The following is a 12,441-nucleotide window of genomic DNA, read 5'->3' on the forward strand; positions in this document are numbered from 1 at the left end:
GAGGTAGTGATGAAAAAGGACGGGAAATAGAGGAGATAACGAGATGAACACTTTTTTGAAAGGAACGTTTATTTTAGCAGGTGCTGCCTTTGCAGGAGAGTTAATTGAATTTCTTGTAAATATGGTACTTGCTAGAGAATTAGGGAGGGAAGGCATGGGCATGTACATGACTGTGCTTCCTATCATTTTTCTTATTGCCACCGTAGCCAACTTAGAACTGCCTATTTCTATTTCTAAATTTTTGGCTGAACACCATCGCAAAGAACATCGGCATATGATGAAGCATGCCACAATTTTTGCTACTGTTGTGAGCTTGGGAATCTTTTTTATTACCTTCGCCGTATTAGCAGCCTTTCCATTTTTCACTCACTATCATCCTTACTTAAAATGGGTTGTACTATGTTTCATTCCGATTGTTTCATTTTCAGCGGTGCTTCGCGGATATTTTACGGGTAAAAATAATATGACGACTATCGCTGTGTCAAATTTTATCCGCAAAGCCTTTCAGTTAACTATTCTATTTGTTGTCTTTCAAATGTTCGCTTTTACGGATGTTAAAATGTCACTGTTTATTGCGATTTGTACGCTAATTGGGACCGAAGCCGTTATTTTGCTTTATTTTTTTATAACGTATGTTACTCAGCTAAGTGTTTTATCGAGAGGGCACAGACCTATGCTTTCCCCAAGTGATATTCGAAAAAAGCTGTTAGGTGTCTCACTTCCGACCACAGGACTGCGTTTATTTAATGCGGTATGTAACGCTATTCAGCCATTTTTAATTAAACACGCGCTCGTTTTATCGGGAATGACGTTAACGGGGGCAACGCAGCATTTTGGGATGCTAACAGGGGTAGCGATGTCGATTGGCTTTTTTCCGGCTTTCTTTGCTCATTCTCTTTTAGTGGCATTAATCCCTGCTGTATCTGAAGCGCATGCGAAAAATCAGGAAGAACAGCTTCAAAAGCTCTTGACTCAAAGCATGCAAATGACATTTTTATATGGGATTCCTTCTATGCTGGCGATGTATTTCTTTGCTGAGCCGCTTACCAACTTGTTTTTTCATTCTACAGAAGCGGTGTACTATTTAAAGGCTTTATGGCCGTATTTTCTTTTTCACTTCTTTGCCATCCCGCTTCAAGCTTATTTAATTGGACTTGGCTATGTAAAAGATGCTTTTTATCATACGATTTGGTCTCATATCGTGTCTTTTTCGCTCATGTTTTTCTTAGGATCACAAACAAATATTGGCATGCAGGGAATTATTATCGGAATGAACTGTGGCGTGGTTGTCTTGACGGTTCTGCATTATGTAACGATTTGCAAAGTCATTAACGTTTCCTTTTTTTCACTTAAGCATAAAACCCATCTATCTTAAAAAACCCTCCAACAGTGAAATTGGAGGGTTTTTGATTACCAATTATTCATAATCGAACTAAAGAGTGTAGCAGGATCTTGTCCGCCGCCGCCTGATAAGTATTTCGTTTTTTGCTTAGAATTAGCATTATCAAAGCCAGCGTGGATAGAAACGACTGCATCATCGGTGTACCCCACAAACCAAGCATCTTTGTCATCGTTGGTTGTACCGGTTTTACCTGCAGCATCTCGTGAAGAACGAGCGTTAACACCTGTTCCATAGCTTTTTTCAATTACATCTTGGAGCATAGATGTCATCGTATCCGCATTTTCTTCACTCATTACTCGCTCTGTCTGAATGTCCGGCTTTTTCACTGCACCGCCGCGCATCTCGAGTTTTCGAATCGCGTATGGCTTAGTCATGACGCCTTTGTTAGCAAATGTTGTGTATCCTTGTGCTAACTGAAGAGGTGAGAACGTGGCTGTCGTTCCTCCAAGAGCGAGTCCTAACTGCTTCTTATCCTTATCTTCAAGAGGAAGTCCTGCTTTTTCCATGAATTTTGCACCTTTGCTAATACCGACTTCGTTTAAAAGCCAAACGGCTGGAACGTTAAGGGAACGAGTAAGAGCTTCGCGCATTGTAACGTGCTCCTTATATTGTCCGTTTGCATTTTTAGGACTGTATCCACCACCAAAGTCTTGACGTTCATCACTTAATAGTGAAGTTGGCGTATAGTCTCCCGTTTCTAATGCAGGACCATATACGGCTAACGGTTTAATAGCTGAACCTAGCTGATAGCCGCTAGTAGCGCGGTTTAAGCCGTTTCGCTCATAGCTGCGTCCTCCATACATAGCCGAAATAGCGCCTGTTTTAGGGTTAACAGCTGAGATACCCACTTCGACTTTACTGTTAATGTCATCATCTCGGAACGTATGATTCGATACAGAGTTGTTAATAGATTCCTGTAAATTAGGATCGAAATCTGTGTAAATTGCATAGCCGCCTTCGTAAAGATCGTCAGCTGATACGCCGTACTGCTGAGCAGCTTCTTTGATGACGTAGTCAATAAAGGCCTGATTTTGACTTGCTTTTTTGACCGGAATGCTTGGCTTTACGACGCGTTCGTTGAATGCTTGCTGATACTGCGTGTCGTTAATAACATTTTGGTCATGCATCAGTTTTAATACAACATTTCGTCGCTTCGTCGCTTGCTCTGTACTGTTGCCCGGTGAATACGTACTCGGGGCTTTAGGAAGTCCCGCTAAAAGAGCAGCTTCGCCCACTGTTAAATCTGATACAGGCTTATTAAAGTAAAGCTGAGAAGCTGCGCTGATACCATATACACCGCTTCCGAAATAAATTTGATTTAAATATAATTCCAAGATTTGATCTTTTGTAAATTGTCTTTCTAAACCCAGCGATAGAAACATTTCATCTACTTTACGTTTGATGGTTTTATCACTAGATAAGTACAGGTTCCTTGCTAGCTGCTGCGTAATGGTACTTGCGCCTTCAGCTTTACTCATTGTAATAATGTTAGTAAAAAGGGCGCGGCCAATACCTTGCAAATCAATTCCGAAGTGCTTATAAAAACGACGGTCCTCTGTTGCAACAAACGCCATTTTTACATAATCCGGCACTTCATTAATCGAAACATTTTGACGGGGAATTGTTTTATACAATTCGTCGACTTTACGGTCGTTTTTATCGTAAATCACCGTACTTTGAACCGACTGCAGTTTCGCGTAAGATAAATCAGCCGTCTGTTGAAATTGCTTTAATACGTAGGTGACTCCTAGCATTACAATTAAAACAACGACTAAAAAGGCTAAAATAAATTTCCTCATGTTGGTTCACTCCACTAAGTAATAATTCCATGTTTACACATAGCTACATTCTTTGTCTTTACAAGATCGTTATGTAAAGAATGCTAAAGTTTGTTGACCCATTCAACCTTTTAACAGGGAGAAGGATGATAAAAGGTTAACTTTCACAAGCTGACGCGCTAAGTTTTATAAAGGCTATTATTCAAGTGTAGGTAAGTTTTTAGATTTAAGATGATTGACATAAATAGCTCTTTACGTAGTTATTTTTTGCTTACTCGCAGCCGCTTGGTTTTTTTATTAAACTGAAACGAAGTGAAATACAATCATCTGAACTTAGTTTACCCATAAATTTGTGTTTGTCAAATAAAGTCGTATAAAGCACCACTCGGGGCTTTGTTCCCCTTTATGAAAAAACAAGCTGGTATTTTACGTTGTGTTTCTCAGAGAAAAAAGTTGTTATAACACGTATACAAAATGTGTTTTAGTACGTTCGGGTATAAATGCTGATATCTGTTTAAAGTGATGAAATAAAGCAAAAATTAACTAATTTATCAGACCAGGGAACTTTTTATACGACAGAGGTTGGGTAAGTTTTAATCATTATGCACCTTTTGAAGGGAGCACTTAGCTAAAAGTGGAATATTTCTTTCCCGGTTCTAAGTCAAACGAATTAAATACCTAGCAGCATATGGGCAATTGCTATGTTAAGTTATTCAGTATTATGTGATACTAGCAGCAAAACATACGGATATTTCTTTGACAATGGTTCCTTTACAAATGCTTCAAAAGTTCTTATAATGAAATTATCTTTAATTCGAGATATTTAAAAGGAGTGAATATAAATGAAACATATTTTTAAAAAAGGGACGGACGAGACGAAACCGACTTTATTGCTGTTGCATGGCACAGGAGGTACGGAACAAGATCTGCTTCCTATTGCAGATATGATTGATTCCTCATGCTCCGTATTATCAGTAAGAGGAAACGTACTAGAAAACGGTATGCCTCGTTTTTTTAGACGTTTACAAGAAGGAGTATTTGATATAGAAGATTTAATTGAACGTACAAAAGAACTTTATCAATTTTTAGATGAAGCGGCTGAAACGTATTCATTCGACCGAAGCAACATCGTAGCTGTAGGATACTCAAATGGTGCCAATATTGCAGGAAGTTTGCTATTTCATTATGAGAATTCTTTAAAAGGGGCAGCCCTTCTTCATCCGATGGTTCCAAGAAGAGGGATTGAAGTGCCTAAAACCGACGCCCCTATCTTTATCGGTGCAGGCACAAACGACCCTATTTGTCCAGCATCAGAAACGGAAGAACTTTCTGCGCTTTTAAAAAAAGCCGGAGCGGACGTACAGGTGCATTGGGAATCATTTGGACATCAGTTAACACGAACAGAAATTGAAGCAGCTGAAAAATGGTACAAATCAAAATTTTAACCTGAAAACTTCCCGCACGCGTGCGGGAAGTTTTTTATTTTAAAATATAATGACAGTTATCATACAAAAGATAGATATAAATGGTAAAAAGTACTTTTTTTACTGAATGAAGGGAAATTTTATGATATCATTTTATTTCTGGTATGTCTTTGCATTACAGCTATTTTTAGGTGAATGATCAAATTATTTTAAAATTCCTTGCTTCTATCACAAAAAAATGAAACCAAAGTCTGGGTAAACCGTTATAATAAATGCAGGATTTAAATTCAAAAGGATGGTTAAAAGCATATGACTCGTTTTTTTATTGTTTTATTTATCGTTCTAATGGTTATATGTGTATATACCATTATTTCGCAAACCCTTTACCGTCGCTATCATTCGGCAGTGATAATAAAAGGGGCAAAAAAGCATAAAATAGCTATAACATTTGACGACGGACCTCATCCTATTTATACACCAAAAGTTTTGGACTTGTTCAAACTGCATGAAATGAAAGCTACTTTTTTTATTGTAGGGGAACTAGGAGAAAAACATCCGTCTATTTTAAACAGGATGATTGATGAAGGGCATGAAGTAGCTATACATCATCATCGTCATGTGAGTGCATGGACGCAAACGCCTTGGCAATTAAAAAAACAAATTCATCAATGTGCACAGGTTATAGAGAAAGTAACGAATCAAAAGCCGCTTTTTTATCGTCCGCCGTGGGGACATTTAAATATGAGCAGTTTATTAATGGCCAAGCCATATCACCTTGTGATTTGGACAGGAATCTTTCAAGATTGGACATTAAAAACGACGAAAACGGCATTAGTTCAAAAACTAATGCGTAAAGTAGAAGATGGAGCCATTTTTGTTTTACACGATAATGGAGATACCCCGGGAGCAGATGAAAAAGCACCTGAAATGACGATTGCAGCATTAGAAGAATTTTTACCTTATTTAAAACAGCAAGGGTACGAAAGTATAACCATGCAGCAATTAATGAACCAATCGTAAATAGAGGAGCGAGCAGTGGACTTAACAATTATCTCTCAGTATATACATTCATATGGTTATATTGTTATTTTACTTGTACTTTTTTGCGGGATTGTTGGAATTCCAGCGCCTGAAGAATCATTTTTAATATTATTAGGCATGTTTATTGCCAAACATCAGCTGAACTTATACGAATCATCTATTTTTGCTTTTTTAGGCGTTATAACTGGAATGCTCACTGCTTATGGACTAGGAAGGTATGCGGGAACCCCGTTTTTTGATAAATACGGAAAATACGTAGGGTTAACTAAAGAGAAGATTGAAGCAGCAGCCGGCAGCTACCATAAATATGGAATATGGACCATTTTATTTGGCTTATATATTCCGGGCTTGCGTCAAATTAGTCCATATATGGCGGGAATAAGCCGCTATCCGTTTTTGCTTTATTTGGTATTATCGGTGGTAGGAAGTCTAATATGGGTCCTTTCTTTTCTCATTCTAGGTTACTACGTAGGAGACCGGATTCATATTTCGTATATCATTATGGGAGCTGTGGCTTTTTTTGTAATTTATTTACTTATAAAAAGAAAAAGAAACCGAAAACGTCTTGAGAGGAGGGATGGTCAATGAGGAAGGTTTTATTTTTACCGCTTTTTCAAATGCCATCTGGTCATCACCAAGTAGCAGACGCCGTTATGGATGCCATCATGGAACGTTTTTCGCACGTTATTTGTCAAAAAATTGATTGTTTAAGCTATTGGAGCAAACCGCTAGAACAAATGATTTCATCTATCTACATGAAATGGATTTCTGTTTTTCCAAAGCAGTTTGAAAAATTTTATTACGGGCATGTATACAAAAAAAACGACCATACAATGGATGATTTTGTCGTAAAAAAGTGGCCAATTATCGAATACCATATGAAGAAATTAATTGATGCAGAGCAGCCGGACGTCATTGTTTGCACTCACAGCTTTCCTTCCTGTGTATTGAGCGGCTTAAAAGAAAAAGGAATCATTGATCTTCCTGTTATAAATGTATACACCGACTTCTTAGTGAGCGACGTATGGGGTAAAAATGGAATCGAGCTCCACTGCGTGCCTGATCAGGATACAAAAGCGTTTTTGCAGAACGTTCACGGTGTAAAAGAGTCTTCTATTTATGTAACGGGCATTCCTGTTCATAAAGCATTTTTAAAAAGACGTATTGACCATCTCGTGCCACAGAAACATATCCTGATTGCCGGAGGAAATTCGGGCCTTGGAAATGTACGCAAAATGCTTCAGCAGCTGCCGCAAAACTGTACGTATATGTATTATGTGCTGTGTGGAAAAAACAAAAAATTGTATCAAGAACTAATAAAACTAAACCACCCGAGAATCAAAGCGGTCTCGTATGTAAAATCAAGAGAGAAAATGAATGATTTATATGAGGGAGCAGATGCCATTGTCACAAAAGCAGGGGGAGTGACAATTAGCGAAGCCCTTCATAAAAGACTACCTATTTTTATTCACTCGTCTCTTCCTGGTCAAGAACAAATTAACATTGAATATCTAAAAGAAAAAGGGTTGCTTATTCCCCTTAATGATGCTGAAGCCTTTGAACAGCAGCTTAAGAACATTTTAGAAAATGATGTAAAACGAAACCGTTTGATTAAGCGAATGGACGAATATGTAGACAGCTTAGAAGTAAAAGTAGACCGCGTGCTTGCAGATCATTTTAAGCTGTATCGATATGAGACAAGTCAAAATCAATTTTAAGCAGAACATTGGTTATTTCTTTTTACATTCGATAAACTAACTGTAGAGATAACATCTGTAGAAGGTTAAATGAAGTAAAAGGAGATTATAATATGAACTCAGTTATTGAAACGATTTTAAATCATCGTTCTATTCGTAAATATGAAGACAAACCATTGTCGAAAGAGCAAATTCAGACGATTGTAGAAAGCGCCCAGGCAGCTTCCACATCAAGCTATATTCAAGCGTATTCCATTATTGGAGTGAAAGATAAAGAAACGAAGCGAAAGCTTGCTCAATTAGCAGGAAATCAGCCGTACGTAGAAACAAATGGTCACTTCTTTGTATTTTGCGCTGACTTTCATCGCCATGATGTCATTGCGGAAATGGAGAAAAAAGATTTATCGACAGCGCTCGAAAGCACAGAACAATTTATGGTAGCTATTATTGACGTTGCCCTTGCCGCGCAAAATGCAACGCTTGCCGCTGAATCAATGGGACTTGGAGCTTGTTACATCGGTGGTTTGCGTAATGAATTAGAAGAAGTAAGCAAATTGTTAAAACTGCCTCATCATGTAATCCCGTTATTTGGTCTAACGGTTGGACATCCAGCGGGCATTACGGATAAAAAGCCGCGATTACCATTTAAACATGTGTATCATGAAGAAACATATGAGCCAAACGATGAGCAGACTAAAAAAGAATTAACAGCGTACAACGAAGAAATTTCTGCTTACTACAATGAAAGAACAAATGGCAAACGCCAAGACACCTGGACTGGTCAAATGGCTGACATGCTTTCAAACCCTAAGCGTATGTATATGAAAGAGTTCGTTGAAAAGCAAGGATTTAATAAGAAATAAAAAAGTAATACAAACACTCGCCCATGTGGTGAGTGTTTTTTTGTTATGAAAAAGCTTAATTTACCCGTTAAATAGTCAATGAAATAAAGAAGAGATATAGCCAGTAATGATAAAGAAATTCAACTATTTTGGTAAAAAAAACAATAAAAAGCAGTAAAAAGTAGAAACGTTTCATCATATAGCCAAATTATCAGAAATATTACGATTAAACGTTCTGTTTTGTTAAGTTTTGTAATAAAAGTAGCATGGCTCTGTAACGGCTGTGAAATGTGAGGATGATATCATTCAATCATTGAGTAAATAAGGAGGTTATTCGTAATGAAAAAATTTATATTTACTCTAGGAACAACAGCAATCCTTTCAGCGGGATTTGTAGGTGCAGCTTCTGCTTCTACAAGCGGAACGTATCACGTAGAAAAAGGTGATACGTTATGGAAAGTCGCTCAAAAGCACAGCGTGAGCATAGACGAGCTAAAAGATGCAAACAACTTAACATCTAATATTATTTATCCAAACCAAGAATTAAACGTAGCTACTATAAAAGAAACGACACACAAAGTTCAGCGAGGAAACACATTATGGTCCATCGGTCAGCAATACGGCGTGACGGTAGATCAAATTAAAGAATGGAACGGACTGACGTCAGATTTAATTTATCCTGGCGAACAACTAAAAATTCAGTCTCCAAACGGCCAAGCTCCGCAATCGAGCCCTTCAGTAGCCCAAGCTGCTCCAGAAGCTCAGCAATCTCAAGCGCCGGCTGAACAAACTCAAACCAAACAACAGCAAGCTCAAGCTGCACAAGCTCAAGAAGAGCAGCAGCAAGCTCAAGCTGAACAGGCTCAAAAAGAGCAGCAGCAAGCTCAAGCTGAACAGGCTCAAAAAGAGCAGCAGCAAGCTCAAGCTGCACAAGCTCAAAAAGAGCAGCAGCAAGCCCAAGCTGAACAAGCTCAAAAAGAGCAGCAGCAAGCTCAAGCTGAACAGGCTCAAAAAGAACAACAACCTGCTGAATCGTCACAACAAGCCAGCGGCAAGTCAATGACAGTTGAAGCAACTGCCTATACGGCTAATTGTGCTGGATGTAGCGGTACAACTGCTACAGGAGTGGATTTAAAAGCAAATCCAAATCAAAAAGTAATCGCTGTTGACCCTAGTGTTATTCCGTTAGGTTCGAAAGTTTATGTAGAAGGCTATGGTGAAGCTGTAGCTGCAGATACAGGTGGAGCAATCAAAGGTAATCGAATCGATGTATTCGTTCCTTCTGAAGGCGATGCTCAACAGTTCGGAAGAAAATCTGTTAAAATCACGGTTATGAACTAAGAAGTTCTTTATGAAATTGCTAGTCTAGTATAGAAATACATAGCTAGTAAAGCAAAAGAGGTGCCTTGTGGCACCTCTTTTTACTTTATAATACGCTTTGCTCCTGCATAGCTGTTTTTCCAGTACGCTGTCGCAAGTAATTGCGTTTTAACGCCTTTGCTGCTGACATAAATGAATTCTTGTTTGCCTAAGTAAATTCCTACGACTGAAACGGACTTGCCGTTTTTAAAGAAAACTAAATCGCCAGCTTGCAGGCTGTTTTGCTTTACATCCGTGCCGCTTTTATACTGATCTGCTACTGTACGTGGGATAGAAATATTTGAACCCGCGTTTTTATATACATACTGTGTGTACCCAGATACATCAAAACCTTTTGGTGTCGTGCCTCCATATTTATATGGCTTTCCTATTAGTGTTTTGGCATATGATACAATTTGCTGCTGTTTTACACTAACAGAAGTTTGAGGTGCTGGAGCAGGCGAAGATGTGCTTCCACTTTTCACTTTCAGCACTTGTCCGACTTTTAGCGCATCTGTTTTTAAATTGTTTAATTTTTTTAATTCAGCCACTGTTATCCCGTACTTTTTAGCGATAGCTGTCAGGGTATCTCCTTTTTTCACCGTATAGGTGCTATCAGCCGGTGTAGATGGAGCTGTTGGTGAAGGTTGAATATCTTCATCAAGCAAATAGCCCATATTTGCGTTAAACGTTACTTTTCGCTTCGTTTTATAACTTTTCGCTTTTTGCTGAAATTGCGTATTGTATGCGTTGATTTCTTTTTCAAAATTTGCAGAGATCTTATTAAATTCCGCGTCACTTACATCTCCATAAGCATAGTCTTCAAGATCTACAATATAATTGTAAAGAGCAATTAAGCTGTCATATAAATAGCCTTGAAGCTGATCAGCTTCTGAATTAAGGTGATTCATCGCATAATTTTTATCAGTCTTTGTTAGAAACTGATCAATTTGATCCGCAAGCTGATCGTATGCCGCTAACGCTTGTTCGTCATCTTTTATTCCTTCAATTTCTTTTAGCTTTTTTTCCACTGTTTTATAAAATGGTGCGTAATAATCTGCTAGCGAATTAACGTCTTTTTGATAAACGCTGACAGAAGAAGCAGCATAAGCAGAGTGACTAAAAACGGGCGTTGTCACCGATGCTCCTACTAAAACGGATGCTGCTATAAATGATACAAGTAGTTTCTCTTTTTTCATTTGTAAAGTCCCCCAAATATCTAAATAATAGTATAGTAGATAGATTATACTATAATAGGTTATAAAAGAACTAGTACTTTTCCTTTAATTTCATATTTTTCAGCAATTTACGTACCTGCTATAAGATAATCTAAGGAACAAAGAAGATATGTGATACAATGTACAAATATTCAGTAAAAAGGAAGTGTACGATATGCAGCAATTTATAAAAGAAATAGCGCGGGGAAAAAGAGGATCAAATGACTTAACGTATGAACAAGCAAAAGAAGCAGCTCGCTTAATTGCTTCTGGACAAGCTACGGATGCTCAGATCGCTGCTTTTTTTATCGCGGAACGTATTAAAACTGAAAATGCAGATGAACTATTGGGATTCGTTCATGCTTTTCGTGAAAAAACAAAAGAAATACCGCTATCTCAGCCGTTAAAAGATAAATCAATTGATTTTGCAAGCCCTTATGCAGGGAGAAATTCATTTTTTGCGACAATTCCCGTATCGATTTTATTAGCTGAAAGGGGTGTGCCTGCTTTTTTACATTGTACAGAAGCTCTTCCTCCAAAGTTTGGAACAACGATTGAAGACGTACTTCATTCGTTACAGATCCCTCACGCTCAAACTATTGAAGATATCGGTCATGAGTTTGAAGCGTTAAAAATTGGCTTTGTAAATGCCGAAACAATCTCCTATCCTCTTGAACGAATCAAACAAATTCGTCATGAAATTGGCGTAAGGACGCTAATTAATACGGTTGAAAAATTATTAAATTTATCGAATGCTTCTTCTTTAATGATGGGTGCTTTTCATCGCACAGCCATTAACAAAATTGTGCCCATTTTTGCTTCGCTGCCTTTCAAACATGTATACGTGGTGCAAGGTATAGAAGGATCTGAAGATGTACCTGTACATAGAAGCAGCTTTGTTTTTAATATCTCAGAAGGAGAGATGGAGTCGTTTATTGTCAATCCAAAAGAATACGGACTTTTCGTGGAAGAAGAGCACTTTGAAAAGAAAATAAGTGTTGAAAAACAAGCGGAATATGTGACGCGCATTCTGGAGGGCGAGTCTTCTCCTGAACTAATTTACGTTTATAATCAAGTAGTGTTAAACGCCGGCTTACGTTATTATCTGTTTGGCTATGAAGGTTCTATTGAAAAAGGAATAGACTATGCAAAACGTCAGCTAGCTGAAGGTCTGGGCTGGAAACACCTGCAGAAATGGAAAAAACAAGCGATTTCAGAAGTGTAAAAGATGAGCAAAAAAGCTCATCTTTTTTTATAGAAAGGGATAAATCCTTTGTCTTTTGTCAGAAAATTTATTATAATTAGTTATATATTTATGTTAGAAAATATAACATTTAATGTGAATTGGAAAATAGATTAGCAGAAAGGAAGCTTTCATTGAAACTTACGCCGCGAGAACAAGAAAAATTAATGATTGTCGTAGCTGCCGACTTGGCAAGACGCCGTCAGACAAGAGGATTAAAACTTAATTATCCTGAAGCAGTAGCTATTATTACATATGAAATTATGGAAGGAGCCCGTGATGGCAAGACGGTAGCTCAGTTAATGCGAGAAGGTACCAAGATTTTAAAACGAGAAGATGTAATGGAAGGTATTCCGGAAATGATTCATGATATTCAAGTGGAAGCTACCTTTCCAGACGGAACCAAGCTCGTCACTGTTCATGATCCAATTCGTTAAG

The 12,441-nt window shown here is 38.0% G+C and carries 11 protein-coding genes; 9 read left to right on the plus strand and 2 right to left on the minus strand.

Annotated features, from left to right (window positions below):
• Nucleotides 1-43 precede the first annotated feature (43 nt).
• A complete protein-coding gene (locus M3225_RS09315; protein ID WP_251392813.1) occupies nt 44-1,375 on the plus strand; it encodes a polysaccharide biosynthesis protein in 1,332 nt (443 codons plus the stop codon).
• Nucleotides 1,376-1,410: 35 nt separating this feature from the next.
• Here the strand turns inward: M3225_RS09315 and M3225_RS09320 are convergent, their stop codons facing one another.
• Nucleotides 1,411-3,201 carry a transglycosylase domain-containing protein gene (locus M3225_RS09320; protein WP_251392814.1) on the minus strand — a complete coding sequence of 597 codons (1,791 nt, stop codon included), beginning with the start codon at nt 3,199-3,201 and terminating at the stop codon, nt 1,411-1,413.
• An 821-nt stretch (nt 3,202-4,022) separates the two neighbouring features.
• Between M3225_RS09320 and M3225_RS09325 the strand changes: the two genes are divergently transcribed.
• The 6 genes from M3225_RS09325 to M3225_RS09350 all read left to right on the plus strand — a co-directional run bounded on the left by M3225_RS09325 (nt 4,023) and on the right by M3225_RS09350 (nt 9,525).
• A complete protein-coding gene (locus M3225_RS09325) occupies nt 4,023-4,625 on the plus strand; it encodes an alpha/beta hydrolase (protein WP_251392816.1) in 603 nt (200 codons plus the stop codon).
• A gap of 288 nt (nt 4,626-4,913) precedes the next feature.
• Nucleotides 4,914-5,624, plus strand: a complete 711-nt coding sequence (locus tag M3225_RS09330) for a polysaccharide deacetylase family protein (protein ID WP_251392818.1) — start codon at nt 4,914-4,916, stop codon at nt 5,622-5,624.
• A 15-nt stretch (nt 5,625-5,639) separates the two neighbouring features.
• Nucleotides 5,640-6,233: a DedA family protein gene (locus M3225_RS09335; protein WP_251392819.1), complete on the plus strand. Its 594-nt coding sequence runs from the start codon at nt 5,640-5,642 to the stop codon at nt 6,231-6,233.
• Nucleotides 6,230-7,363 (plus strand): MGDG synthase family glycosyltransferase, encoded by a 1,134-nt coding sequence (locus tag M3225_RS09340; RefSeq protein WP_251392820.1) that lies wholly within the window; start codon nt 6,230-6,232, stop codon nt 7,361-7,363. Before M3225_RS09335 ends, M3225_RS09340 begins: the two co-directional genes overlap by 4 nt.
• A gap of 92 nt (nt 7,364-7,455) precedes the next feature.
• Nucleotides 7,456-8,205, plus strand: a complete 750-nt coding sequence (gene nfsA, locus M3225_RS09345) for an oxygen-insensitive NADPH nitroreductase (RefSeq protein ID WP_251392821.1) — start codon at nt 7,456-7,458, stop codon at nt 8,203-8,205.
• 318 nt (nt 8,206-8,523) lie between these two features.
• On the plus strand, nt 8,524-9,525 hold the full coding sequence (locus M3225_RS09350) for a 3D domain-containing protein (protein ID WP_251392823.1): 1,002 nt from the start codon (nt 8,524-8,526) through the stop codon (nt 9,523-9,525).
• A gap of 80 nt (nt 9,526-9,605) precedes the next feature.
• Here M3225_RS09350 and M3225_RS09355 read toward each other — a convergent pair whose 3' ends face one another.
• Complete coding sequence (locus M3225_RS09355) at nt 9,606-10,742, minus strand: C40 family peptidase (protein ID WP_251392825.1); 1,137 nt, start codon at nt 10,740-10,742, stop codon at nt 9,606-9,608.
• Between the two features lie 193 nt (nt 10,743-10,935).
• Between M3225_RS09355 and M3225_RS09360 the strand changes: the two genes are divergently transcribed.
• Both M3225_RS09360 and M3225_RS09365 read left to right on the plus strand, forming a co-directional pair.
• Nucleotides 10,936-11,985 (plus strand): anthranilate phosphoribosyltransferase, encoded by a 1,050-nt coding sequence (locus M3225_RS09360; RefSeq protein ID WP_251392832.1) that lies wholly within the window; start codon nt 10,936-10,938, stop codon nt 11,983-11,985.
• Nucleotides 11,986-12,137: 152 nt separating this feature from the next.
• Nucleotides 12,138-12,440: an urease subunit gamma gene (locus M3225_RS09365; RefSeq protein ID WP_071273344.1), complete on the plus strand. Its 303-nt coding sequence runs from the start codon at nt 12,138-12,140 to the stop codon at nt 12,438-12,440.
• The last annotated feature ends 1 nt before the right edge of the window (nt 12,441 follow it).

The sequence above is a fragment of the Priestia aryabhattai genome, assembly GCF_023715685.1.
GTDB lineage: Bacteria > Bacillota > Bacilli > Bacillales > Bacillaceae_H > Priestia > Priestia aryabhattai_B.

What these genes read in the sequence shown, in the direction of transcription:
- M3225_RS09315 (WP_251392813.1), top strand. Translation starts at nt 44, where the DNA reads ATGAACACTTTTTTGAAAGGAACGTTTATTTTAGCAGGTGCTGCCTTT.
- M3225_RS09320 (WP_251392814.1), bottom strand. Translation starts at nt 3,201, where the DNA reads ATGAGGAAATTTATTTTAGCCTTTTTAGTCGTTGTTTTAATTGTAATG.
- M3225_RS09325 (WP_251392816.1), top strand. Translation starts at nt 4,023, where the DNA reads ATGAAACATATTTTTAAAAAAGGGACGGACGAGACGAAACCGACTTTA.
- M3225_RS09330 (WP_251392818.1), top strand. Translation starts at nt 4,914, where the DNA reads ATGACTCGTTTTTTTATTGTTTTATTTATCGTTCTAATGGTTATATGT.
- M3225_RS09340 (WP_251392820.1), top strand. Translation starts at nt 6,230, where the DNA reads ATGAGGAAGGTTTTATTTTTACCGCTTTTTCAAATGCCATCTGGTCAT.
- nfsA (WP_251392821.1), top strand. Translation starts at nt 7,456, where the DNA reads ATGAACTCAGTTATTGAAACGATTTTAAATCATCGTTCTATTCGTAAA.
- M3225_RS09350 (WP_251392823.1), top strand. Translation starts at nt 8,524, where the DNA reads ATGAAAAAATTTATATTTACTCTAGGAACAACAGCAATCCTTTCAGCG.
- M3225_RS09355 (WP_251392825.1), bottom strand. Translation starts at nt 10,742, where the DNA reads ATGAAAAAAGAGAAACTACTTGTATCATTTATAGCAGCATCCGTTTTA.
- M3225_RS09360 (WP_251392832.1), top strand. Translation starts at nt 10,936, where the DNA reads ATGCAGCAATTTATAAAAGAAATAGCGCGGGGAAAAAGAGGATCAAAT.